Source organism: Azospirillum endophyticum, from assembly GCF_016595245.1.
GTDB classification, from domain to species: Bacteria; Pseudomonadota; Alphaproteobacteria; order Azospirillales; family Azospirillaceae; genus Azospirillum; species Azospirillum endophyticum.
Map to the genome: position 1 here is coordinate 40799 of NZ_JAENHM010000044.1, position 26369 is coordinate 67167.

A 26369-nucleotide genomic window follows, 5' to 3' on the forward strand; every position below is an offset into this window, starting at 1 on the left:
CCATGTCCGCGATCCAGAACCGCTACGAGTTCGTCTATCTGTTCGACGTCACCAACGGCAACCCGAACGGCGATCCCGACGCCGGCAACCTGCCGCGGCTCGACCCGGAAACCAACAAGGGCCTGGTGACCGACGTCTGCCTGAAGCGCAAGATCCGCAACTTCGCCGCACTCAGCCGCGACGGCGAGCCGCGTTACGGCATCTATGTCCAGGAAGGCGCGATCCTGAACGAGAAGCACCGCGCCGCCTACCGTGCCGTCCGTCCCGACGACAAGGAGGTGGAGAGCGCGAAGAAGCTGTCGCCCAAGGAGGCGGAGGAAAAGGCCGTCCGCCGGTTCATGTGCGACAACTTCTTCGACGTCCGCAGCTTCGGCGCGGTGATGAGCACCAGCATCAATTGCGGTCAGGTGCGCGGACCGGTCCAGCTGTCCTTCGCCCATTCGGTGGAGCCGATCCTGCCGCTGGAGATTTCGATCACCCGCATGGCCGCCACCTCGGAGAAGGAGGCGAAGGAGCGCAAGGACGGCGATCCTGCCGATGACGGCCGCCGCGACAACCGCACCATGGGGCGCAAGCATGTCGTCCCCTATGGCCTGTATCGCTGCCACGGCTACATCTCCGCCAAGCTGGCGGAGGGGACCGGCTTCGACGGGGACGACCTCGACCTGCTGTGGAGCGCGCTGGAGGGAATGTTCGACCATGACCGTTCGGCCGCCCGCGGCGAGATGGCCGGCCGCAAGCTGGTCCTGTTCCGCCATGACAGCGCGCTCGGCAACGCCCCGGCCCACCGTCTGTTCGACCTCGTCACCGTGAAGCGGCATTTCCAGGGCGAGGATTACGATCTGGACGGTCCCGGCACCGGCAACCTGCCGCCGGCCCGCCGTTTCGCCGATTATCGGATCACCCTGGATGCGGAGCGCGTGCCCGCCGGGGTGACGATGATCGAGCGGTTCTGACCGACGCGGGCAGCTGGCCGGGGACGGAGGGACGGTATGGACGAGGATGATCTTCTTCCCCTGTCGGCCTTGCAGCATCAGCTGTTCTGTCCGCGTCAATGCGCCCTGATCCATGTCGAACGGCAGTGGCGGGAGAACGCCTTCACCGTGGAGGGCCGGCTGCTGCACGACGCGGTGGATGCGGGCGGCCGGGAAAGACGGGGTGCCGTCCGCACGGTGCGGTCGATGCCGCTGCGGTCGCGGCGGCTCGGCCTTGCCGGCATCGCCGATCTGGTCGAGCTGCATGGCCCCGACCAGCGGCCCTACCCGGTCGAGTACAAGCGCGGCCGGCCCAAGGCCCACCGGGCGGACGAGGTGCAGCTCTGTGCCCAGGCGATCTGCCTGGAGGAGATGTTCCGGACGGAGATCGCCGAGGGCGCTCTCTTCTACGGAGAGAACCGGCGACGCGTCGCGGTCCGGCTCGACGCCGAATTGCGCGGGCTGACCGAGCGGACGGCGGCGGCCGTCCGCGCCATGTTCGAGTCCGGCCAGACCCCGCCGCCGGTGTACGAGGCGGCGAAATGCCGGAACTGTTCGATGATCGAGCTTTGCCGTCCGCGCCGGCTGGGCCGCCCGCCGCCGGTGGCCGGCTGGCTCGCCCGGCAGCTGGAAGACGGGGAGGATGCGATGCCGCCCGACAGCCATAAAGAAATCGGCCATGGGCAAACCGACCGGGGAGACTCCTGATCCCATGCGCCAGCATTTGAATACGATGTTCGTCACCACCGAAGGCGCGTGGCTGACCAAGGACGGCGCCAACATCGTGGTGGAGGTGGAGCGGCGGGAAATCGGCCGCGTGCCGATGCATTTGATGGGCGGCATCGTCTGCTTCGGCCGGGTCGGCCTGTCGCCGCCGCTGATGGGCGCCTGCGCCGAAGCCGGGGTGGCGGTCTCCTTCCTGAGCGAGCACGGCAAGTTCCTGGCACGGGTGGAGGGGCCATGCAGCGGGAACGTGCTGCTGCGCCGGCGCCAGTATCGGCTGGCCGACGATCCGGAGGCCGGGCTGGTCATCGTCCGCGCCATCGTGGCGGCCAAGGCGGCGAACCAGCGCGCGGTGCTGCGCCGTGCCCTGCGGGACCATGGCTCTTCGATGGCGGAGCCGGGCCGCGCGGCGCTCGACGACGCCCAACGCCGGCTGGGGGACGTGGCCCGCCGGGTGATGGGGGCGGAGAGCATCGACAGCGCGCGCGGTCACGAAGGCGATGCCGCGAACGCCTATTTCGGTGCGTTCGACCATCTGATCCGCCGCGACGACGACGCCTTCCGCTTCCGCGGCCGCAGCCGGCGCCCGCCGCTGGATGCCTGCAACGCCCTTTTGTCCTTCCTCTACGCCATGGTCGGCCATGATTGCCGCTCGGCGCTGGAATCCGTCGGCCTGGACCCGCAGGTCGGTTTCCTGCATCGCGACCGTCCCGGCCGGGCCGGTCTCGCGCTCGACCTGATGGAGGAGTTCCGCCCGGTGCTGGCCGACCGGGTGGCCCTCACGCTGATCAACCGCCAGCAGATCGGATCGAAGGACTTCACCTATATGGAGGGCGGTGCCGTCCTGCTGTGCGACGATGCCCGCAAGGCGGTGCTTGCCGCCTATCAGGAGCGCAAGAAGGACGAGATCACCCACCCGTTCCTGGACGAGAAAGTCAGTTTGGGGTTGGTCCCGCACATCCAGGCCCAGCTGCTGGCCCGCCATCTGCGCGGCGACCTCGACGGCTACCCGCCGTTCCTCTGGAAGTGACCGGCCATGCTGATGCTGATCACCTATGACGTGAACACCCAGGACGCCGCCGGCCGCCGCCGCTTGCGCCGGGTCGCCAAGGCCTGTCGGGATTTCGGCCAGCGCGTGCAGTTTTCCGTATTCGAATGCGAGGTCGATCCGGCACAATGGACCGCGCTGCGCGCCCGGCTGATCGGCGAGATCGACCCCGGCACCGACAGCCTGCGCTTCTACCATCTCGGCGCCAATGCGAGCCGCCGCATCGAGCATGTCGGCGCCAAACCCACCCTGGACCTCGACGGCACGCTGGTGTTCTGAGCCTGCGCGAACCCCAAGCGGACATGAAAGTCCCGGGAGGTTCGCAGCGCAATGCTTTCAATGGGTTGGCTTCGGTGGCATCGTGATCGACGCCCGGCCGGGCAGGGCGCGTGGGGTGGTTCGCGCTCGATCCGGGATTGTGGGTTCCTGAACAAGTGGATATTGATTGGCAGTCGCCCCCTTCGCGGGGGCGTGGATTGAAACGCCCCCAAGACGCTGATTACGACACTGGAGATTTGTCGCCCCCTTCGCGGGGGCGTGGATTGAAACGCTGTTCCCGCCGGCCTCTTCGACGACGCCGTCAGTCGCCCCCTTCGCGGGGGCGTGGATTGAAACTGGCGTCCACCCGCGGCCTTTCCGCCGCCAGGGGGGTCGCCCCCTTCGCGGGGGCGTGGATTGAAACGTTGCAGCGATCCGACCGCGCCCGCGTGGTCTGGAGGTCGCCCCCTTCGCGGGGGCGTGGATTGAAACGCTGCCGTCGTCGTGGTAGATGATCGCGGTGCTGGCGTCGCCCCCTTCGCGGGGGCGTGGATTGAAACCGGCCAGGTCGGTCTGCTTTCCGGCGCACCACCTGTCGCCCCCTTCGCGGGGGCGTGGATTGAAACGACGTCGCGATGGTGATGATCGTCATGGTCGCCAAGTCGCCCCCTTCGCGGGGGCGTGGATTGAAACCAGCGGCCAGACGGCGACCCAGCGCTTTCGGCAGTGTCGCCCCCTTCGCGGGGGCGTGGATTGAAACCTCCGCTCTCTCCTTCCGGCGGAGGCCTAACCAATGGTCGCCCCCTTCGCGGGGGCGTGGATTGAAACAAGGCGAAGTTTGAGCCAGAGTTGGACGCGATGGGCGTCGCCCCCTTCGCGGGGGCGTGGATTGAAACGGCCGCGATCTCAGTGGATATCGATGACGGTGGGCGGTCGCCCCCTTCGCGGGGGCGTGGATTGAAACCCGGCATGTCGGGAAATCCGGCGAGGGCGTCAAGTCGCCCCCTTCGCGGGGGCGTGGATTGAAACAGCAAGGACGTTGCTCTCGGCGCCAGCATCGACGCGTCGCCCCCTTCGCGGGGGCGTGGATTGAAACTCCCGCATCCCCTTGAGGACGGAGCCGAACATTGGTCGCCCCCTTCGCGGGGGCGTGGATTGAAACTGGGCCATGCCGTTGACCGTCGCCGTCTGGTGGCGTCGCCCCCTTCGCGGGGGCGTGGATTGAAACCTCGCTGAACGCGGCGTGAAGCCGCACCACAAGACGTCGCCCCCTTCGCGGGGGCGTGGATTGAAACATCGGCAGGCCATGCTCGCACAGGGCGCGCGTTGGTCGCCCCCTTCGCGGGGGCGTGGATTGAAACTATTCCAGGGGCGGTATCAGGGTCGACCCGCTGCGGTCGCCCCCTTCGCGGGGGCGTGGATTGAAACCACTACTGGTACTGCCGAGCACTTGGCGACCAGAGTCGCCCCCTTCGCGGGGGCGTGGATTGAAACTCTGCATCGGCATTGGCCTGTCGCTGGTGACTGGTCGCCCCCTTCGCGGGGGCGTGGATTGAAACACCAACACCCTGTCCGACCTCCGCGACTGCTACGAGTCGCCCCCTTCGCGGGGGCGTGGATTGAAACGTTTTGAAAGGCTTCCGCGTCGCCCGGCAGGACGTGTCGCCCCCTTCGCGGGGGCGTGGATTGAAACGCCGCCTCGAAGCTGTGGGCGATCCGCATGCTGTCGTCGCCCCCTTCGCGGGGGCGTGGATTGAAACCCCTCTCGTCGGCGACTTCCGCATTCGCGCTGGGTCGCCCCCTTCGCGGGGGCGTGGATTGAAACTGTCGTTCTCTGCGGGAGCCACGTTTGCAGGCTCCGTCGCCCCCTTCGCGGGGGCGTGGATTGAAACGGGTTCGGTGCCCTGCCGGATTTTGTCGCATGGGGTCGCCCCCTTCGCGGGGGCGTGGATTGAAACGGGATCAAGGGGCCGGGCATTGCCGCGTTGCGCGGGTCGCCCCCTTCGCGGGGGCGTGGATTGAAACCTCCCAACCTGCCCCGGCGCGGCTGAGACGCGGCCGTCGCCCCCTTCGCGGGGGCGTGGATTGAAACCATGGCTAACCTATAAAATATATTATAGGTGCGCTCGTCGCCCCCTTCGCGGGGGCGTGGATTGAAACGGGTCGAGGATCGGGGAGGTCACGCGGATGGTGGGGTCGCCCCCTTCGCGGGGGCGTGGATTGAAACACCTCATCGATCCGATCAAAGACTGCGGTACGCACCGTCGCCCCCTTCGCGGGGGCGTGGATTGAAACACCAGCTTGGCCTGCCGTAGGCCGCCCGGCGCCAGTCGCCCCCTTCGCGGGGGCGTGGATTGAAACAGGTTCATGCCGCTGGAGGTCGCCCGCCTGCTCGAGTCGCCCCCTTCGCGGGGGCGTGGATTGAAACGGTGCGGCAGGATCGACGCCGCCATGATCTGGTCGTCGCCCCCTTCGCGGGGGCGTGGATTGAAACGCTGACATGTAGGTCACGAACCAGCCGTCGGCCTTGTCGCCCCCTTCGCGGGGGCGTGGATTGAAACGCGCTGAACGCCGCGCAGCGCCATCTGCATGAACGGTCGCCCCCTTCGCGGGGGCGTGGATTGAAACCATCGAGGCGCAGCTGGCCGCGACCAAGGCGACCGGTCGCCCCCTTCGCGGGGGCGTGGATTGAAACGGCTACCATGGCCAGCGAGGCCTTGAGGACTGGCGGGTCGCCCCCTTCGCGGGGGCGTGGATTGAAACTCCTGTGCGGCGGGACTTGCCCTCTGGCGCCTATGTCGCCCCCTTCGCGGGGGCGTGGATTGAAACTTCGCCATGTCCTCACCGCGCCCGCTTGGCGCGCGTCGCCCCCTTCGCGGGGGCGTGGATTGAAACAAGCGCCGCCTGCGCTCCCCCTCCCCTCCCCCAGTCGCCCCCTTCGCGGGGGCGTGGATTGAAACTGGACGATGGCAGCGGCGCTTATGCCCTGCTGACGCGTCGCCCCCTTCGCGGGGGCGTGGATTGAAACTCCTGGGTCCAGCGCGTCTCATGCGCGCCGACGAGTCGCCCCCTTCGCGGGGGCGTGGATTGAAACAGCAGGAACCGAGCGGGCGAAAAAGTTGTCCGGCAGTCGCCCCCTTCGCGGGGGCGTGGATTGAAACTTTCGGATCGGCACCGCCGCCCTGATCTGGTCCGGTCGCCCCCTTCGCGGGGGCGTGGATTGAAACCTTGTAGGACATCGCGAGGCCGCGGAAGGCGTCGGTCGCCCCCTTCGCGGGGGCGTGGATTGAAACTGGACGATGGCAGCGGCGCTTATGCCCTGCTGACGGTCGCCCCCTTCGCGGGGGCGTGGATTGAAACTGGACGATGGCAGCGGCGCTTATGCCCTGCTGACGGTCGCCCCCTTCGCGGGGGCGTGGATTGAAACACCAGCACCCGAGCCATCTCGCGCCGCTTGTCCGGTCGCCCCCTTCGCGGGGGCGTGGATTGAAACAGCTGCACGACCTGCGGACGGCCGATGCCAGTCCGTCGCCCCCTTCGCGGGGGCGTGGATTGAAACTTGCGCTGGTAGGGACGGAGGATCATGCCGCACCCCGTCGCCCCCTTCGCGGGGGCGTGGATTGAAACCTGCTCGATCAGCGCGACGCGGGTGTCGAGCCGCTGGTCGCCCCCTTCGCGGGGGCGTGGATTGAAACGCGGTCAACGGCGACGGCACCATGGCCGTCATGGTCGCCCCCTTCGCGGGGGCGTGGATTGAAACGCCGGCATGGATGTCCAAGCCCGGTTCGGCACCTCGTCGCCCCCTTCGCGGGGGCGTGGATTGAAACACCTGCCACGATGACGGTACGTGCGATATCAATGGTCGCCCCCTTCGCGGGGGCGTGGATTGAAACTGCAGGATGCTGAATGTCGCCAGAACCGACGAAAGTCGCCCCCTTCGCGGGGGCGTGGATTGAAACCGTGGGGCGAGCGGCGCAATCTATGAAATCCGAGAGTCGCTCCCTTCGCGGGGGCGTGGATTGAAACAGCCAGCCCACCGCCTCCATGACATGCTGGCGGGTCGTCGCTCCCTTCGCGGGGGCGTGGATTGAAACGATGGCGTGATCGTCGTTGTCGGACTGAGCGAGGGTCGCTCCCTTCGCGGGGGCGTGGGTTGAAACCTGACCAAGTATTATGGTGAGGGCGGGCAGGATCGTCGCTCCCTTTACGGGGGCGTGGATTGAAACTTGCCTACAATGAAATGGTCGGACCCAAGAGCTAGTCGCCTCCTACGCGGAGGCGTGGATTGAAACCGGGAAAGTCCGGAAGACGGCAGTGCTCCGCGGCGAAGTCGAGGAAGGCGCGGACGCGGGCGGGCAGGGGGCCGGTGCCGCCGAGATAGACGGCGTGGATGTCCTCGCCGCCGCCGGGGTTCCTGTCCTCCAGCACCGGCGCCAGCGTTCCGGCGGCGAGGTCGGCCTCCACTTGGAAGCGGGCCAGACGCGCCAGCCCGATGCCGCCCAGGGCGAGCAGGCGCGCCGCTTCGCCGTCGCTCGCCCGGGCAACGGCGGGCGGCGCATGCTCCACGATCCCGCCGTCCGTCCGGAAGGGCCAGCCGGCGATGGCGCGCGGAAAGGTCCAGCCGATGCCGGCATGGCGGGCGAGGTCGGCGGGATGTGCCGGCGTCCCCTGCCTGTCCAGATAGGCCGGGGCGGCGACCACCACCATGCGGGCGCTTCCCAGCTTGCGGGCCATCAGGCCGGAATCGCGCAGCGGTCCGGTCCGGATCGCCACGTCGGCGCGTTCCTCCATCAGGTCGGCCACGGCATCAGACAGCACGAGGTCGATGGTGATGCCGGGATGGGCGGCAAGGAACCCGGGCACCCGCGGCATCAGGATGCGCATGCCGAAGGGGACGTTGCAGTTGACGCGCAGATGTCCGCGCGGCACCGCGCCGGCCGAGGCCTCCCGCTCGGCCTCCTCCATCTCGCCCAGGATGCGCAGCGCGCGGGCATGGAACGCCTCGCCCTCCGGAGTCAGGACGAGGCGGCGGGTCGAGCGGTGGAGCAGCCGCGTGCCGAGCCGCGCCTCCAGCCGGGTGACGAGCTTGCTGACGCCCGACGGGGTCAGGCCGCAGGCATGGGCCGCCGTAGTGAAGCCGCCGAGATCGACGACCCGGACGAAAACCTCCATCTCGGCCGCCCGATTGACCTCCATCCGCGCCACGATGATGACCCCGCGTCACAAGTCCTGTAACCGGCGGCAGCCTAATTCACGGAAGCCTCGTCGGCTATATCCTCTGTCAGGCCGGCGAAGGAAATCGCCATCGTTACGGCAAGGGGAAGGACGGGATATGGAATACCGCACACTTGGTGCCTCGGGCCTCAGGGTGCCCGCTCTCAGCTTCGGGACCGGCACCTTCGGCGGCAAGGGACCGCTGTTCTCGGCCTGGGGGACCAGCGACGCCGCCGACGCCCGCCGGCTGGTCGACATCTGCCTGGAGGCCGGTGTCACGCTGTTCGACAGCGCCGACGTCTATTCCGACGGTGCCTCGGAGGAGGTGCTCGGCGCCGCCATCCGCGGCCGGCGCGATCAGGTCCTGATCTCGACCAAGACCGGGCTGCCGATGGGCGACGGGCCGAACGACGCGGGCGTCTCCCGGCACCGGCTGATCGGCGCGGTGGAGGCGGCGCTCCGGCGGCTCGGCACGGATTACATCGACCTGCTGCACCTGCACGCCTTCGACGCCGTCACGCCGGTGGAGGAGGTGCTGCACACGCTGGACACCCTGGTCCGCGCCGGGAAAATCCGCCATGTCGGCGCCTCGAATTTTTCGGGCTGGCATCTGATGAAGTCGCTCGCCGCCGCCGACCGCCATGGCTGGCCGCGCCATGTCGCCCATCAGGTCCATTATTCGCTGACCGGGCGCGACTATGAATGGGAGCTGATGCCGCTCGGCCTCGACCAGAAGGTCGGCGCGCTGGTCTGGAGCCCGCTCGGCTGGGGGCGGCTGACCGGCAGGATCCGGCGCGGCGAGCCGGTCCCCCCGGGCAGCCGTCTCCACGACACCGCCCAGTGGGGGCCGCCGGTCGGGGAGGAGCGGCTCTACCGCATCGTCGACGCGCTGGACGCTGTGGCGGCGGAGACCGGGCGCAGCGTTCCGCAGGTGGCGATCGCCTGGCTGCTCGCCCGACCGACCGTCTCCTCGGTGATCATCGGCGCCCGCAACGAGGCGCAGCTGCGCGACAATCTGGGCGCCGTCGGCTGGAGGCTCGAGTCCGGACAGATCGCGCGCCTCGATGCCGCCAGCGACGTGATGCCGGCCTATCCCTACTATCCCTACCGCACCCAGGAGGGGTTCGCGCGACTCAATCCGATGCCCGACTTCACGGGCCGGCCGGGATGACGTGGGAGGGCAGGGTCATCGCCGTTCCGCCCATTCCGCCAGGGCGGTGCGGACGCGGGCGATGACGGGGGGCCAGTCGCCCGGCCGGTCCTGGCGGAACAGGCGCATGGTCGGATACCACGGACTGTCCGCGCGGTCGCGCAGCCAGCGCCAGCAGGCGTCGTGGCGCGACAGCATCCAGACCGGCCGGGCCAGCGCTCCCGCCAGATGGCACACCGAGGTGTCGACGCTGATGACGAGGTCGAGTTCCGCGACCAGCGCGGCGGTGTCGGCGAAATCGTCGGCCGCGCCCATCCAGTCGGTGAGGTCCAGGCCGGGCGGCGGCGCCTCGTCCGTCGGCGGCCCCTTCTGCAGGCTGTAGAAGGCCACGCCCGGGACGTCGGCGAGCGGAGCCAGGGCGGCCAGGGCCACGCTGCGCCGCCGGTCGGTCATATGGGCGATGAATTGCCCGTCATGCGACGACCCCGCCCAGACCAGCCCGACCTTCCGCCGCCGTTCGCCGGCCAGCCTGCGTCGCCAGCCGCCGCGATCCCGGTCGGCGGCATGCAGATAGGGGACGGTCGCCGGGATGGTCGCCAGGCTAGTGCCGAAGACCAGCGGCAGGCTGAGCAGGGGGATGCAGGCGTCGCAGGCCGGGGGCGCTTCGGCGAGCGACCGTACCGAGGCGATGCCGGGAAGTCTCGACAGCAGCCGGACCAGCGACGGCTGCACCATCAGATGGACCCGGGCGCCCAGTGCCGCCAGCATCGGTGCATAGCGGACGAAGTGCAGCGTGTCGCCTTGTCCCTGTTCGGCGACCAGGAGGATCGAGCGTCCCGCCGGGTCGCCGCCCTGCCAGGGCGGGGCATGGGCCGGATAGGTGGTGCGCTCCATCCGCCAGCGCGATTCGTAGAGGCGCCAGCCCTCTGCGAAGTCGCCCTGCGCCAGCAGCACCATGGAGAGGTTGAAGCGCGCGGCGTCGCCTTCGGGGTCGAGCGCGACGGCGCGCCGGTTGCCGCGGTGCGCCAGATCCGTCCGTCCGCTGTCATGTTCGGCCAGGGACAGGGTGACGAGGGTCGCGGCGGAGGCCGGTTGCAGCACCAGCGACCGGCGGGCCAGCGATACCGCCGTCGCGACGTCGCCGCGCAGGCTCGCCACCAGGCTGTCGCCGGCCTCCGCATGGCCCTCCAGCGGAACCAGCCGCCGCAGCCGGGCATGGACCGCCAGTGCCGCGTCGAGCCTGCCTTGCCGGATCAGGAAGCCGGCTTGGTTCACGTACCCCGCCGGTTGCCCGGGAGACAGCGCGATCGCCCGCCGCACGCAGGCGAGGGGGAGAGGCGGCTCCGCCGCTTCGCCTCCCGCCCTCTCGACCTCCATTGTCTCGTTGAGCGCGGCGGCCAGGGCGAGCCATGCCGGCGGGCTGTCCGGGGCCAGCCGTACCACCCGGCGCTGGACGACGGCCAGACGCTCCATCGCCCGCCGCTCCGACAGCATCGTACCGGCGATCGACCAGCCCTCGGCGAAGGCGGGATCGAGCACCAGGGCCCGGATCGTCGCCCGTGCCGCCGCCTTGGGACGCCGGGATTTCCGCAGCAGCGCCGCCAGCCCGGCCCAGGCCTTCGGATAGGCGGGGCGCAGCCGCAAGGCATGGCGGTAGGCCTGCTCCGCGCCGGCCACATGGCCCAAGGTACGGCGCGCTTCGCCGAGATTGTGCCAGATGCTCGCCCGGTGCGGCGCCAGCACGGCCGCAGTCGTGAAACAGGTGGCGGCCAGCGCGTCCTGCCCGTCGGCCAGCGCCGCGGCGCCGCGGTGGGTGAGGGCGACGGCGTGATCGGCGAAACCGGAGGGCGCTGCGGGCATGAAAGGGCGTCCTTCCGGGAGCGGCCGGACTTGCGGCGTGGTTAGCGGGAGACTCTGTGTGCGGTGCAAAATGACGGAGAAGATGCCGTCCATTCCGACACGGTATCCGTCTTCGTCCGATTCCGCAGCCGAAGTTTGTGCACCATGTCCGGCCCTTCTACCTTTGGTCATCGATTTGCCGATCGCTGGCTTAGCTTACTTCCATCCTTGGCCGCGGGACCTCCCCATTTCATGGGATATCGCCTTCGACTCCAAACAATTTACCATCGAGATGGAACGCATTTTAACGAATCACCTGGGATGATCGTCGAAGGACGATGGAGAGCGATCGGATGGCAGCCGAGGAACGATCCCGCCCCCTGCTGGAAGGCACGCCGCAGCTGCCCGAGTGGCTGGAAGCCGCCGGCTGCGCGATCGCCTTCTCGACCTACGAGGCGCACCGGCTCTTCTTCCTCGGGCTGGGCGAAGACGGACGACTGAAGGCCCATGAGCGGATGGTGCAGCGCTGCCAGGGCCTGTGCGTCGACGGCGGCGCGCTGTGGGTCGGCGGACACTCCCATCTCTGGCGTTTCGCCAACGCGCTGCAACCTTCCGACCGCACAGTGTCCGGTGCCGACCGTCTCTATGTGCCGCGGCTGGGATACATGACCGGCGATGTCGACATCCACGACATCGCAGTCGGACGGGACGGTATTCCGGTCTTCGTGAACACGCGATTCAGCTGTCTTGCCGTCCCAGATGCCGACCGGGGCTTTCGCCCGATCTGGAAGCCCGCCTTCATTTCCACCCTGCGCAACGAAGACCGCTGCCATCTGAACGGGGTCGCTCTCGACGAAGGCGGCCGGCCGGCCTTCGCGACGGCGCTGGGCCGTTGTGATGTCATCGAGGGTTGGCGCGAGCGCCGGGCCGACGGCGGCGTGCTGATCGACGTCCCGTCGGGCGAGATCGCCGGTGCCGGGCTGTCGATGCCGCATTCCCCGCGCCTGCACCGCGGCCGGCTTTGGCTGCTCAATTCCGGCACCGGCGAGCTTGGGACGGTGGACGAGAGCGGCCGCTTCGAGCCGGCCTGCTTTTGCCCGGGCTTCGCACGCGGACTGGCCTTCCATGGGAAATGGGCGGTCGTCGGGCTCTCGCGTGCACGGGGCGATCACGGAACGCTGAGCGGGCTGCCGCTCGGACCGGCGCTGGATCGGGCGGGGATTCCCGCGCAATGCGGGCTGGCGGTGGTGGATACCGAGAGCGGAACCTTGGCGCACATGCTGTGGCTCCGTCACACCGTGAACGAGCTGTACGACGTCGCCATCCTTCCCGGCGTGCGGCGTGCGGAGGCGGTGGGGCTGCTCGACGCGCGGGCGCTGGCCGAAGCGGTGGCCATTCCAACGGAGCTTCCGAAATGACCGGACGTCTCATGGCGGCCGGTGAATGGGTTTGGTGTCGATATTCGTATCCGAGGGGCTGAACGATCGTGACCACGCCAACCTTTACCCTTGTCGGCACCAACCCCTTCGGTCTCGGCGGCGTCGGGAATTATGCCGCCCCCAGGTTCGCGGACCTCGACGGCGACGGCGATCTTGATCTTCTGGTCGGCAACAAGCTTGGCGAGACGGTGTATTTCGCCAATGTCGGAACGTCGCTGGCGCCGACCTATTCCCTGCAAGGCACGAATCCGTTCGGTCTTTCCAGTGCCGATGCCTATGCGAAGCCAAGCTTCGTAGATATCGATGGCGATGGCGACCTCGATCTGTTCATCGGCAGCAAGAACGGCGACACGCGGTTCTTCCGCAACACTGGAACGTCGTTGTCGCCGACCTTCTCGCTCGAGGGAAGCAACCTCTTCGGCATCGTCGCCGGCGGTGCCAACGGCTACGCGGCTCCGACCTTCGCCGACTTGGACGGCGACGGCGATGTAGACCTGCTGATGGGGGACCATTCCAACGGTATCCTTCTGTACCGCAACACTGGAACGTCGTCGTCGCCGACCTTTTCGCTGGAGGGAACGAACCTCTTCGGCATGACGGCGGGTGTCAGTAACAATTCGCCGCTCCTCGTCGATCTCGACGGTGACGGCGATCTCGACCTTGTGAACAAGGATGTCGTTTCCATCAATATCGGGACGACATCGTCCCCCACATTCTCGCTCGTCGGGACGGCAGTCTACGGTCTTAATACCGGAGGCTATCCGATGCCGGCCCTGGCCGACCTCGACGGCGACGGCGACGTCGACGCGATTTACGGTCTCGACACAGGCTCTCTGGTATATCTGAGGAACATTGCGCCGGTCGTCAGGACGCTGGCCGATTCCGGCAACACGCTGACACTGTCGCAGATCAACACGCTGACGGGCGGCACCGGGACCGACGTCATCACACTAGGCGATATTGGCGCGACCTTCCGTATCACCGGCGTCGAAACGCTGACGGGCGGGGTTGGCACCGATGCCGTGACGCTGGGTACGACCGGCAACACCCTGCTGGTGACCGCCATCGAAACGCTGACCGGCGGTGCCGGTACCGACGTCGTCACCCTGGGCGATGCTGGCAACACCCTGCTGGTGACCGCCATCGAAACGCTGACCGGCGGCGCCGGTACCGATGCCGTAACGCTGGGCACCACCGGCAACACCCTGCTGGTGAGCGGGTTGGAGACGCTGATCGGCTCCGGCGGCACCAATGTGATCACGCTGGGTGACACGGTCGGCACCACCATGATGGTGTCGTGGCTGAAAAGCCTGATCGGCGGGGTTGGGAACGATGTCATCACGCTCGGCTCGACGGGCAACACCACAACGATGGCGCAGGTTGAGACCCTGGCCGGTGGCGTTGGAATCGACATCATCACGCTGGGTTCGGCAGGCAACACCGTGGTGGTGTCCAAATTGGAATCCCTGCTGGGTGGCGTCGGTGTCGACGTCGTCACCCTGGGCGATGCCGGCAACACGATAGCGCTCTATAGTGTTGAAACCATCATCGGCGGTGCGGGAACCGACTCCATCGTGCTCGGCTCCAATGGCGTACGGTATGCGGTGTCGGGCGTGGAAGTCGTCACTGCGGGTGGCGCGGGCGGTACAGCGGTTTTGCAACTTGCGGCACAGGGCAACACCACCACGGTGTCGCTGGTGACGAGCATCGTCGGCGGTATCGGCACCGACCTGATCACCCTGGGATCGGCCGGCGTCACCACCAAGGTGTCGGATCTGGAGACGCTGACCGGTGGTGTCGGCAGCGACGCCGTGACCGTCGGAACAGCCGGCGCGACCATGCTGGTTTCCCGGCTGGAATCCCTGACCGGCGGTTCCGGCACTGATGTCATCACCATCGGCACCATCGGCAGCACGATGACGGTGAAACTGCTGGAAACCCTGGTTGGCAGTGCCGGCACCGACCTCCTGACGTTCGCCTCCGGTGGCAACACGACACTGCTGTCCAATATTGAGACGTTGATCGGTGCGGCTGGCACCGATGTTGTCATCCTCGGGACCATCGGCAGCACGATGACGGTGAGGCTGCTGGAGACCCTGGTTGGCGGTGCCGGCACCGACCTCGTGACGTTCGGTACCGGTGGCAACACGACACTGGTGTCCGGCATCGAGACGTTGATCGGCGGGTCCGGCACCGATCTCGTCATCCTCGGCACCGACGGCAACACGATTCAGATCTCCCTCATCGAAACGGTGACGGGAGACAGCGGCACCGATGTCGTAACCGTAGGCTCCACCGGCGCATCGGTGAGGGTGCAGAGCATCGAGACCTTGATCGGCGGGGCCGGCACCGATGTCGTGACGTTCGGTACCGCTGGTAACACAGTGCTGCTTACCGCAGTGGAAAGCATTCTCGGTTCCTCCGGGACCGACGTCGTGACCTTGGGGTCGGCCGGCGGCACGATGTTGATCTCGGTGCTTGAAACACTGGTCGGTGGTGTGGGCGTCGATGTCGTCACGACCAGCGCCAGTGGTTCGACCCTTTTCCTTTCCCAGGTCGAAACATTGAGCGGTGGCTCGGGCCGTGACGCCATCTCACTGGCGGAGTCTGGCAACACCATTCAGGTTTCGCGGATCGAAGCGCTGACCGGCGGGGCCGGTACCGACGTCGTGACGCTTGCCTCCACCGGAAGCACGGCGGTGATGTCCGGCATCGAGATTCTGACGGGCAGCACCGGCACCGACATCGTGACACTGGGAACCACCGGAAACACCCTGCTGGTGTCGGCCGTCGAAACGCTGAACGGTGGGGCCGGCACCGACGTCGTGATGCTCGGCACGGCCGGAAACACCCTGCAGTTCGTCGCTCTCGAAACGCTTGCCGGCGGTGCCGGCATCGATGTCGTGACGCTCGGCACCGGCGGCAACACGGTGCTGGCCTCCGACATCGAGACGCTGACCGGCGGGGCTGGCTCAGATTTCGTCATGCTCGGCACCGCCGGCAGCACGATTCAGGTTTGGCGCATCGAAACGCTGACCGGCGGGATCGGCACCGATGTCGTGACGGTCGCCGCCGCCGGCGGCACGATACTTTCCTCAGGCATCGAAACCTTGACCGGTGGGGCCGGCATCGATGTCGTCATGCTCGGCACCGCCGGCAACACGATTCAGGTCTCCCTCGTCGAAGCGGTGACGGGAGCCAGCGGCACCGACGCCGTGACACTCGGCACCGCCGGCAACACCCTGTCGACGTCGGCCATCGAAACGCTGACGGGTAAGGCCGGCACCGACGTCATCACCCTGGGCAGCGCCGGCAATACGATGCTGGTTTCGGTCGTCGAGACCTTGACCGGCGGGGCCGGCACCGATGTCATCACGCTGGGCACGGCCGGCAACACCCTGTCGGCAACCAGCATCGAAACCTTGACCGGTGGGGCCGGCACCGACGTCGTCACCCTCGGCACCGCCGGCAATACCCTGTTGACGTCGGCCATCGAAACGCTGACCGGTGGGGCCGGCAGCGACATCATCACGCTCGGCACCGCCGGCAGCACGATGCTGGCAACCGACATCGAGACCTTCATAGGCGGCGCCGGGATCGATGCCATCACTCTCGGCACTGGCGGCAACACCCTGTTTGTGTCAGCCGTCGAAACGCTGACGGGTGACACCGGCACCGACATCATCACACTGGACAGCGCCGGCAGCACGATGCTGGTCTCGGCTGTCGAGACGCTGACGGGAGACAGCGGCACCGATGTCATCACGCTGGGCACGGCCGGCAACACGCTGAACATAGCCGGCATCGAGAGCCTGACCGGCGGTAGCGGCATCGATGTCGTGGCGCTCGCCATCGCCGGCAACACGATTCTGATTTCGCGCATCGAAACGCTGACCGGTGGTGCCAGCATCGATCTCGTGACACTCGTCTCCGGCGGCAATACGACACTGGTGTCCGGCATCGAAACCTTGACCGGCGCCGTCGGCACCGATGCCGTGGCACTCGGCACTGCCGGCAACACCCTGTTGACGTCGGCCATCGAAACGCTGACCGGCGGCGCCGGCACCGACATCGTGACGCTCGGCACCACTGGCAATACCCTGCTGGTCTCGGCTGTCGAAACGCTGACCGGCGGGATCGGCACCGATGTCGTGACGCTCGGCGCCAGTGGCAACACCCTGCTGGCGACCGGCATCGAGACACTCGTCGGCGGTGCCGGCACCGACGTCGTGATGCTCGACACCGCCGGCAACACCTTGCTGGCGACCGGCATCGAGACGCTCATCGGTGGCTCCGGCACCGATGTCGTCATGCTCGGCAGCAGCGGGGCGACCTTTCACGCCGTCAATATCGAAACCGTCATCACGATCGGGCAAACCCTTCATCTGAGCGGGCTGGAAACCCTGGTCAGCCTTCCGAATGCCGACGTTCTCATCTTGAACGACGGCGGCAACACCCTGTCGGTCTCCACCCAATACAGAACCATTCTCGGGGCATCGGGATCCGACGTGGTCACGCTCGCAAGCGGTGGCAGCACAGTTCTCATAGAACGTCTCGAAACGCTGACAGGCTCGAACGCCGGCGACGCGGTGATCATCGGCACGTCCGGCATGACGCTGCTGACAACCCTGCTCGACACGATTACCGGCGGGATCGGCACCGATGTCATCATGCTGGGCAGCACCGGCAGCACCCTGCTCGTCGACCGGCTGGAGACGCTGAGCGGCGGCAGCGGCATCGACATCGTCACGCTGGGGACCAGCGGCACGACCCTGTTCGTCAATGGCATCGAGACATTGGCAGGGTCTGCGGGTACCGATGTCGTGACACTCGGGTCGGCCGGCGGCACTCTGCTCGTCACCCTGCTGGAGACGCTCACCGGCGGCACGGGTTCCGATCTGATCGTCCTCGGCACGTCCGGTTCCACCGTCTTGGTCTCGGGGATCGACGTCCTGACCGGCGGCATCGGCACCGACGTCGTCACCCTCGGCACCGCCGGCAACACAGTGCTGCTGCGCGGCATCGAGACGCTGGCCGGCGGCATCGGCACCGACATCGTCAGGCTTGGCGATACCGGCAACACCACCCTGGCTTCGGCCATCGAGACGATCATCGGAGGGACCGCCGCCGACGCGATTTCGCTGGGCACAGCCGGCAGCACCCTGTTCGCAACCGCTATCGAGACGCTGACCGGCAGCGCCGGCACAGACGTCGTGGCTCTCGGTTCGGCGGGTAACACCCTGTTCGCTTCGGGCTTCGAAACGATCATTGGCGGTGCCGGCACCGACGTCGTCGCCATCGGCACCTCGGGGAGCACGCTGTTCGCCTCGGCTCTCGAAACCCTGACGGGCGGTACCGACACCGACCTCGTCACCCTGGGTTCGGCCGGCAACACCCTGTCGGCCGCACTGCTGGAGACGATTGCCGGTGGTTCGGGTACAGACCTGATCTTCCTGGGGTCGTCCGGCAACACGACCCTCGTTTCCAGCATCGAGATCCTGGTCACCGGCAGCGGCACCGACGTCGTCGTGCTCGGCACGGCCGGCAACACGGTGCTGCTGCGCGGCATCGAGACGCTGACCGGTTCGGCGGGCACCGACATCGTCACCATCGGCAATACCGGCACCACCATGCTGGTTTCCGGCCTGGAGACGCTGAGCGGCGGCACCGGCACCGATGTCATCAGCCTGGGCACGGTGGGCAACACCCTGTTGCTGGCCGGCCTGCTGGAAACCTTGACCGGTTCGTCGGGCACCGATGTCGTCACGCTGGGAGCTGCCGGTGCCACGATCCTTGTGGGGTTGCTGGAGACGATCATCGGCGGCACCGGGTCCGAACTGGTCTATCTCGGTACCGCGGGCAACACCGTTCTGGTCTCGGGCGTCGAGACCCTGGTCGGCGGTTCGGGCAGCGATGTCGTCACCCTGGGCGGTGGCGGCAACACGGTGCTGGTGCGTGGCATCGAGACGCTGACCGGTTCGTCGGGCACCGACGTGGTCACGCTGGGCGACACCGCCAACACGCTGCTCGTCAGCGGTATCGAGACCCTGACGGGCAGTACGGCTTCCGACGCCGTCACCTTGGGTACGGCCGGCAATACCCTGCTGGTCTCGGGTCTGGAGACGCTGACCGGTTCGTCGGGCATCGACGTCGTCACATTGGGCTCGGCCGGCAACACCGTCCTCGCCAGCCTGCTGGATACGCTGACCGGCGGTGCCGGCATCGACGCCATCACGCTGGGCACCTCGGGCAGCATCCTGCTGGTTTCGGCCCTTGAGACCCTGACCGGCGGCGTGGGCACCGACGCCATCATCCTGGGGACGGCGGGCAACACCCTGCTGGCTTCGGGCATCGAGTTCCTGCAGGGTGGTTCTGGCAGCGACCTGGTCTTCCTCGGCTCGGCCGGGAACTCCTTCCAGACGGTTGCCCTGGAGGTCCTGATCGGCGGTTCGGGCAGCGATTTCGTCACGCTGGGCTCGGCCGGCAGCACCACCACCGTCCGTGGCCTTGAGACGCTGACCGGCGGTGTCGGCACCGACGTCATCACCATCGGCGATACCAGCACTACCATGCTGGTCTCCAGCATCGAGACGCTGGCCGGCGGTTCGGGCATCGACGCCATCACGCTGGGCATTTCGGGCAACACCCTGCTGGTTTCGGGTCTGGAGACCCTGACCGGCGGCACGGGCACCGATGTCGTCACCTTTGGCTCGGCCGGCGGCACGCTGCTCGCCAGCCTGCTGGAGACGATCACCGGCGGCATGGGTTCCGAGCTGGTGTTCCTCGGATCGGCCGGTTCGACGGTCTCGGTTTCGGGCATCGACATCCTGGTCGGCGGCACAGGCACCGACGTCGTCACCTTCGGCTCCGCCGGCAACACGGTGCTGCTGCGCGGCATCGAGACGCTGACCGGCAATATCGGCACCGACGTCCTGACCCTGGGCAACACGGCCAACACCGCGACGGTCTCGCTCTTCGAGACGATCATCGGCGGCGCCGCCAGCGATGCCATCGCGCTGGGTACGACCGGCAATACCCTGCTGGTCTCGGCCGTCGAGACGCTGACCGGTTCGTCGGGCACCGACGTGATCACCATCGGCTCGGTCCTCGGCAATACCATCCTGGTGTCAGGCATCGAAGCTTTGACCGGTCAGGCCGGCAATGACGTCGTCGCGCTGGGCACGGCCGGCAGCACCATCCTGGTGTCGGCGCTCGAGACCCTGACCGGTGGTCTCGGCACCGACACCGTCACCCTTGGCTCAGCCGGCAATACGATGCTGGCGAGCGGTCTGGAGACGCTGACCGGCGGTGCCGGCACCGATCTGGTGTTCATCGGCCTGACCGGCAGCACCCTGCTGGTTTCCGGCGTCGAGACGCTGGTCGCCGGGTCGAACATCGAGACGCCGAACTCGCTGATCGACATCGTAACGCTGTCGTCAACCGGCACCACCATCCTCCTGCGCGGCCTGGAGACGCTGGTCGGCGGCGTCGGCACCGACGTGGTGACCATCGGCGACACCGGCACCACCATGCTGGTTTCCAGCATCGAGACGTTGAGCGGTGGCACCGGCATCGATGTCATCAGCCTGGGCACGGTGGGCAGCACACTGCTGGTGACCGGCCTAATGGAGACATTGACCGGCGGCACGGGCACCGATGTCGTCACGCTGGGCACGGTGGGCAACACGCTGGTCGCCAACGCACTGGAGACCATCACCGGCGGTGCCGGCCTCGAATTGGTCTTCCTCGGCTCGGCCGGTTCGACGGTCACGGTGTCGGACATCGACATCCTGATCGGCGGCACGGGCACCGACGTCGTCACCTTCGGCTCCGCCGGCAACACGGTTCTGCTGCGCGGCATCGAGACGCTGATCGGCAACGTCGGCACCGACGTCCTGACCCTGGGCAACACGGCCAATGCCGCGACGGTTTCGCTCTTCGAGACGATCATCGGCGGCACCGCCAGCGATGCCATCACGCTGGGCACGACCGGCAATACCCTGCTGGTCTCGGCTATCGAGACGCTGACCGGGAGCGTCGGCACCGACATCGTCACCCTCGGCTCGACCGGCAACACCCTTGCGGTGACGCTGATCGAGACGCTGAGCGGCGGTGCGGGCATCGACGTCGTGACGCTCGCCGGCACGGGCGGCAACATCCTGCTGGTCTCGGCTCTCGATACGATCACCGGCTCCTCGGCCACCGATCTCATCGCCCTCGGTTCGGCCGGCAGCACGCTGCTCGCCAACCTGCTGGAGACGATCAGCGGCGGTACGGGCACCGACGTGATCTTCCTGGGCTCGGCCGGCAGCTCCGTCCTCGTCTCGGGCATCGAGATCCTGGTCGGCGGCACCAACTCCGACGTGGTTACGCTGGGCGCGGCCGGAAACACGGTCATCGTCCGTGGTCTGGAGACCCTGACCGGTGGCACGGGCGCCGATGTCGTCACCATCGGCGACACCGGCACCACCATGCTGGTCTCCGGCGTCGAGACCCTGACCGGTGGTTCGGGCCTCGACCTGATCTCGCTCGGTACGACGGGCAGCACCCTGCTGGTTTCGGGTCTGGAGACCCTGAGCGGTGGCGTGGGCACCGATGTCGTCACGCTGGGGACGGTGGACAACACCCTGGTCGCCAACGCGCTGGAGACCATCACCGGCGGTACGGGTTCCGACCTCGTGTTCCTGGGTTCGGGCGGTTCGACGCTGCTGGCGTCGGCCATCGAAATCCTGATCGGCGGCACGGGCACCGACGTCGTCACGCTGGGCACGGCCGGCAACACGGTGCTGCTGCGCGGCATCGAGACGCTGACCGGTTCGTCGGGCACCGACGTCGTCACGCTGGGCAACATCTTCAATTCGCTTCTGGCCAGCGGGATCGAGACGCTGACCGGCGGTTCGGCTTCCGATATCGTCACGCTTGGCATGGCCGGCAATACCCTGCTGGTCTCGGGTCTGGAGACGCTGATCGGAGGCACCGGCACCGACACGGTGACCATCGGCACCATCGGCAGCACGCTGCTGGTGCTCGGCATCGAGACGGTGATCGGCGGCAGCGGCCTGGAGGTGATCCTCACCGGCACGACCGGTGCGACCCTCACCGTCTCGGGTGCGGATTTCGTGGTCGGCGACACCGGCACCGACATCCTGACCCTGGGTTCGGCCGGCAACACCAGCACCATCCGCGGCATCGAAGCGCTGATCGGCGGCGTCGGCACCGACCTTGTGTTCCTGGGTGACACCGGCACCACGATGATGCTCGCCACCGGCATCGAAATCCTGGTCGGCGGCACGGCCACCGACGTGCTGACCATCGGTGCCGCGGGCGCCACCCTGCTGACCCGTGGTATCGAGACGCTGATCGGCGGCGTAGGCACCGACGTGATCACCCTGGGTGACACGGCGAACACCATCACCGTCGCCGGCATCGACACCCTGACCGGCGGTGCGGGCACCGACATCGTCTTCACCAGCACGGCTGGCGCGACGGTGACGGTCTCGGGCGTGGAGTTCCTGGTCGGCGGCACCGGTTCGGATGTCGTGACCCTGGGTGCGGCGGGCAACACCGTGATCACCCGCGGCATCGACACGCTGTCGGGCGGTGCGGGCACCGACTGGGTGTTCCTGGGCGACACCGGCGTCACCATGGCGCTGGGTTCGGGCATCGAGATCCTGGTCGGCGGCGCCGGTTCCGACGTCGTCACCCTCGGCACCTCGGGCAGCACCTTGCTGACCCGCGCGGTCGAGACGCTGATCGGCACGACTGGCCTCGACGTGATCACCCTGGGTGACACGCCGAACACCATCACCGTTTCGGGCATCGACACCCTGATCGGCGGTGCGGGCACCGACATCGTCTTCACCGGTTCGGCCGGCGTGACGATGACGGTCTCGGGCGTGGAGTTCCTGGTCGGCGGCACCGGTTCGGACCTCGTGACCCTGGGTGCGGCGGGCAACACCGTCATCACCCGCGGCATCGACACCATGATCGGCGGTGCGGACAGCGACTTGGTGATCCTTGGCGACACCGGAGTGACCATGCGGGCCGAGAGCGGGATAGAGATCATCGTCGGCGGTGCGGCCACGGATGTGGTCAGCCTCGGCGACGGCGGCAACATGGTTTTGTTGCGCGGCATCGAGACGCTGGTCGGCGGTGCGGGCAACGATGTGATCACGCTGGGCAACACCGGGGTGACCATGTCGGTCAGCGCCGTCGAGACGTTGATCGGCGGTACCGGGACCGATGTGATCACGGTGACCGGCGGGGCGATCCGCTTCCTGGGCGGCACTGGCGACAGCATCAGCCTGGGCAACGGCACCGATACGGTGGTGTACTCGTCCTTCGCCGATATCTCGGCGCTGGGCGCGAACACCGGCTTCCTCTCGGTGTCGAACTTCCGGTCGGGCATCGACCGGGTGGAACTGACCGGGACGGCCCGGACCACGGCGGACCGCAACGGCGACTCGTCGCTGTCGACGGTGACCGCGGCGACCAATGCGGTGAGCATGGCCAGCGAGTTGGTCAGCCTGTCCTCGGTCGTCAGCGGCAGCCTGACGGACGCCAGTCTTTCCGGCTTCCGCACGGCGCTGGGAACGCTGACGAACTCGTCGGCCGGTGCGAGCACGCTGGTTCTCGCCAACAACGGCACCAGCTCCGGCCTGTACCAGGTGGTCGACGGCGACGGTGACGGCCAAGCGGCTGCCACCGAGCTTCGCCTGCTCGGCATCTACAACGGCACGGTGCTCTCGTTGTCCGACATCAACCTCGGATAACACCTTCGGCCTTCGACCCGGATGCCGCCACCTCCGGGCGGGGAGCGCTATCCCTCCCCCCGGTCGAAGGGCCATTTCGGCCGCTGGATCTTCCGGAACGGCAGGCTGGTGATGTCGGCGGGGACGGCGCCGGGTGCATCGACCATGACGATGCGCGCGGCGATCGGCGCGTAGGCGGCGCGGAAGTGCTGGGACGACTTCACGACGACCAGCTTGCGCCGGGAGGGGTCGCAGCCGAGCTGCGTGAACAGGTCGAGGCCGAAGGCCTGGCATCGGAAGCTGGTCAGCACGACCTCGATCCCCTGGCTGGCGACCAGCACGCAATCGCCGAGTTTGGCGGGAGTTCCGGCGAGCCCGGTCATGACCATATCCCGTCGGCAGGCCCTGACCTCCCAGACCGCATCGACGGGAGCGCCGGACAGCGGTCCGACCTTTCCGCCGACGCGGAGCGGCAGGCGCGCACCCTCTCCGGCGTCCATGGCGATCCGGACCGCACCGGGGTCCCAGAGCGGACCCAGGCATGCGTCGGTGACCGCGCGCTGGAAAAGGCGTTGGAGGATGAAGGTGGCGTCGCCCGGCGCACCGCCGCCGGCATTGTCGCTGCCGTCGCCGAGAACCACCGTTCCAGGAGTGGCGAGGGCGAGGTCGATCGCCTGGTCGATCCCGGGCGGGCTCTCCCCCAGGCGATCGCGCAGGGCGAACACCTCGCCCGCAAGCCGCTTCGCCAGTGCGGCGGCCCGGCTGCCGTCGCGGTCATCGGCGGCGTCGCTGTAGACCAGCAGCTTCGTCCCCATGTCCGGCGTATCCCCCCAGGAGAAGCCGTGCACGATGGAGATGGAGACGATGCCGTCCCGCCCTTCCAGTGTCTTTATGTGGTCGACGAGAGCACGGGCGGGCTCGCGGGTCGTGTGGAGCAGGCCGATCATGCCGGTATCGGCGACCGCCGCACGCAGCGTCAGCCGACGGTCGGCAAGCGCGTCGCAGAGATCGACCAGCTCCAGCGCGCGCTCGGCGATGTCGGTATGAGGATACTCCTTCCAGCAGATCAGGAGGTCGGCGCTGGCAACCATCGCTTCGCTGAGATGGGTGTGCGGATCGAGCGTCGCCCCGATCACCGCCTCGGGGCCGGCAAGGGCACGGGCACGGGCCAGGAGATCGCCTTCGCAATCGTCATACCCGTCGGCCACCATCGCCCCGTGCAGGCCGAACAGCACGATATCGACCGGAAGCGCCGCCCGCAGGTCGGCGAGCAGCGCATCGCGCAGGCTCTCATAGGCGGCACGGGTCACCAGCCCGTTGGGGACGGCGGCGGCGACCAGCCCTTCGATCAGCGTCCAGCCCCGTTGCCTCCCGATCCGGCGCGCCGCCCATAACGGCCCGCTGTGCATCTGCATGGCCTCGGGGTGCCGGCCGGCCGGGAAGAAGGCCCGTTCGTGAAAGCTTGAAACGCCGGTGGGCATCGGACCGAAGGTGTTGGTCTCGGTCGCCAGCGAACCGGAGAAGACTCGTTTGGCGCTCATTCGCCGGCCCTCGCGGTGGTGGAAACGGAAACAGGAAGGGGCGGTTTGGCCGTCCGGCGCAGAGCCAGAAGCAGCAGGCCGCCGAGCGCCAGACCGGCCGCGATGGCGTTCAGCCCGCCCTGGAGCGATCCCGTGGCATCGCGCACCATGCCGATGATGGTCGGGCTGAGGAAACCACCGAGCAGGCCGATGCTGTTGATCAGCGCGATGCCGCCGGCGGCGGCCGTTCCGCGCAGAAGCTCTGCGGGAATGGTCCAGAACACCGTATAGGCGACATAGGTCGCGGCGGCCGCCACCGTCAGGGCGGCAAGCGAGACCGGGAGGTTGCCGAGCGTGCCGCCGGTGACCGCCAGGGCGGCCGCGGCGATCAGGCAGGCGCCGACGCTGTAGCCATAGCGCTCGCCGTTGCGGTCGGATTGCCGTCCGGCCAGCAGCATGGCGGTCACCGCGATCACATAGGGGACGGCGGAGAGGAAACCGATGGCCAGCGTGTCGGCGACGCCGCCCGCGCGCAGCAGGGTCGGCAGCCAGAAGCTCACGGCATAGAGCCCGGCGATCATGCAGAGATAGGACAGGGCGAGCCCGTAAATCCTCGGCGAGCGCAGGGCGTCCAGGAAGCGGTGATGACGGTGGCCGGCCTCGTCCGGCTCCATCTCGGCCGTGATCAGCGCCCGCTCCCCTGCGTTCAGCCAGGGCGCCTTGTCGGGGCCGTCGCTGAGATGGAAGAAGAGAAGGATGCCGACCAGAACGCTGGGGAGTCCTTCGAGGAGGAAAAGCCATTGCCACCCGGCAAGGCCGAGGGCCCCGTCGGCTCCGGTCATGATGGAGGTGGCGAGCGGACCGCCGACGATGCCGGCCACCGGTCCGGCGAGGAGGACGCTCGCCATCACCTGTCCGCGCCGCCGGCGCCCGTACCAGAGGGTGAGGAAATACAGCATGCCGGGCCCGAAGCCCGCTTCGAACACCCCGAGCAGGAAGCGCAGGATATAGAATGCCTGCTCGTCGCGGACGAACACCATGGCCGCCGATGCGAGCCCCCAAAGGACCATGATGCGGCTCAGGGTGCGGCGCGCCCCGATGCGGGCCAGCAGCAGATTGCTGGGCACCTCGAGCAGCACGTAGCCGAGGAAGAATATGCCCGCGCCGAAGCCGTAGGCCGCTTCCGAGAGGCCGAGATCGCTCTGCATCTGCAGCTTCGCGAAGCTGATGTTGACCCGGTCGAGATAAGCCAGACCATAGGACAGGATGAGGATCGGCAGGATGCGCCACGCGACCTTGCGGAAGACCGCGTCCCGTTCCGGCGCGGCAGGGTCCGGACACGGCATTCCGGGCGATCGTATCGTCTGTGCCAAACGGGCCTCCGCTGCCTGATTTTTGTTGAGAAGGCCAAGGATCAGCGGAACGGACGTTGCCTGCAATGACGGAAAGTCCG

At 67.8% G+C, this 26369-nt stretch carries 10 protein-coding genes, 1 pseudogene and 1 CRISPR repeat array; of the genes and pseudogenes, 7 read left to right on the forward strand and 4 right to left on the reverse strand.

Annotation, left to right across the window (positions count from 1 at the left end; all coding sequences use genetic code 11):
* The first annotated feature begins 2 nt into the window (after nt 1-2).
* Genes cas7c through cas2 form a run of 4 tightly spaced genes read left to right on the forward strand, consistent with a single transcriptional unit; the run spans nt 3 to nt 3024 of the window.
* Nucleotides 3-956: a type I-C CRISPR-associated protein Cas7/Csd2 gene (gene cas7c, locus JHL17_RS13570; protein WP_200193933.1), complete on the forward strand. Its 954-nt coding sequence runs from the start codon at nt 3-5 to the stop codon at nt 954-956.
* A gap of 36 nt (nt 957-992) precedes the next feature.
* Nucleotides 993-1682, forward strand: a complete 690-nt coding sequence (cas4, locus tag JHL17_RS13575; protein WP_200193935.1) for a CRISPR-associated protein Cas4 — start codon at nt 993-995, stop codon at nt 1680-1682.
* 4 nt (nt 1683-1686) lie between these two features.
* Nucleotides 1687-2727, forward strand: a complete 1041-nt coding sequence (gene cas1c, locus JHL17_RS13580) for a type I-C CRISPR-associated endonuclease Cas1c (RefSeq protein WP_200193937.1) — start codon at nt 1687-1689, stop codon at nt 2725-2727.
* 6 nt (nt 2728-2733) lie between these two features.
* Nucleotides 2734-3024, forward strand: coding sequence for a CRISPR-associated endonuclease Cas2 (cas2, locus tag JHL17_RS13585; RefSeq protein WP_200193939.1), 291 nt, complete (start codon nt 2734-2736; stop codon nt 3022-3024).
* A gap of 172 nt (nt 3025-3196) precedes the next feature.
* Nucleotides 3197-7295: a CRISPR direct-repeat array (repeat unit 32 nt; unit sequence GTCGCCCCCTTCGCGGGGGCGTGGATTGAAAC).
* Between the two features lie 79 nt (nt 7296-7374).
* Here cas2 and JHL17_RS13590 read toward each other — a convergent pair.
* A pseudogene (locus JHL17_RS13590) lies at nt 7375-8199 on the reverse strand (LysR family transcriptional regulator); the annotation flags it as partial.
* Between the two features lie 172 nt (nt 8200-8371).
* On the opposite strand from JHL17_RS13590, the gene JHL17_RS13595 reads away from it, so the two are divergent.
* Nucleotides 8372-9388 (forward strand): aldo/keto reductase, encoded by a 1017-nt coding sequence (locus tag JHL17_RS13595; RefSeq protein WP_345773804.1) that lies wholly within the window; start codon nt 8372-8374, stop codon nt 9386-9388.
* Nucleotides 9389-9403: 15 nt separating this feature from the next.
* Here the strand turns inward: JHL17_RS13595 and JHL17_RS13600 are convergent, their stop codons facing one another.
* Nucleotides 9404-11227: a tetratricopeptide repeat protein gene (locus tag JHL17_RS13600; RefSeq protein ID WP_200193943.1), complete on the reverse strand. Its 1824-nt coding sequence runs from the start codon at nt 11225-11227 to the stop codon at nt 9404-9406.
* A 332-nt stretch (nt 11228-11559) separates the two neighbouring features.
* On the opposite strand from JHL17_RS13600, the gene JHL17_RS13605 reads away from it, so the two are divergent.
* Nucleotides 11560-12624 (forward strand): TIGR03032 family protein, encoded by a 1065-nt coding sequence (locus JHL17_RS13605; protein WP_200193945.1) that lies wholly within the window; start codon nt 11560-11562, stop codon nt 12622-12624.
* A 68-nt stretch (nt 12625-12692) separates the two neighbouring features.
* Entirely contained in the window at nt 12693-23417 is a 10725-nt protein-coding gene (locus JHL17_RS13610) for an FG-GAP-like repeat-containing protein (RefSeq protein ID WP_200193947.1), read from the forward strand.
* A 47-nt stretch (nt 23418-23464) separates the two neighbouring features.
* Here JHL17_RS13610 and JHL17_RS13615 read toward each other — a convergent pair whose 3' ends face one another.
* Both JHL17_RS13615 and JHL17_RS13620 read right to left on the reverse strand, forming a co-directional pair.
* Nucleotides 23465-24937, reverse strand: a complete 1473-nt coding sequence (locus tag JHL17_RS13615; protein WP_200193949.1) for a M81 family metallopeptidase — start codon at nt 24935-24937, stop codon at nt 23465-23467.
* Nucleotides 24934-26262, reverse strand: a complete 1329-nt coding sequence (locus JHL17_RS13620; protein ID WP_200193952.1) for an MFS transporter — start codon at nt 26260-26262, stop codon at nt 24934-24936. The genes JHL17_RS13615 and JHL17_RS13620 overlap by 4 nt, the downstream gene beginning before the upstream one ends.
* Nucleotides 26263-26369 lie beyond the last annotated feature (107 nt).

Excerpts from the sequence above, each read along its gene's own strand:
- cas7c (WP_200193933.1), top strand. The coding sequence starts at position 3 with ATGTCCGCGATCCAGAACCGCTACGAGTTCGTCTATCTGTTCGACGTC.
- cas4 (WP_200193935.1), top strand. The coding sequence starts at position 993 with ATGGACGAGGATGATCTTCTTCCCCTGTCGGCCTTGCAGCATCAGCTG.
- cas1c (WP_200193937.1), top strand. The coding sequence starts at position 1,687 with ATGCGCCAGCATTTGAATACGATGTTCGTCACCACCGAAGGCGCGTGG.
- cas2 (WP_200193939.1), top strand. The coding sequence starts at position 2,734 with ATGCTGATGCTGATCACCTATGACGTGAACACCCAGGACGCCGCCGGC.
- JHL17_RS13600 (WP_200193943.1), bottom strand. The coding sequence starts at position 11,227 with ATGCCCGCAGCGCCCTCCGGTTTCGCCGATCACGCCGTCGCCCTCACC.
- JHL17_RS13605 (WP_200193945.1), top strand. The coding sequence starts at position 11,560 with ATGGCAGCCGAGGAACGATCCCGCCCCCTGCTGGAAGGCACGCCGCAG.
- JHL17_RS13615 (WP_200193949.1), bottom strand. The coding sequence starts at position 24,937 with ATGAGCGCCAAACGAGTCTTCTCCGGTTCGCTGGCGACCGAGACCAAC.
- JHL17_RS13620 (WP_200193952.1), bottom strand. The coding sequence starts at position 26,262 with ATGCCGTGTCCGGACCCTGCCGCGCCGGAACGGGACGCGGTCTTCCGC.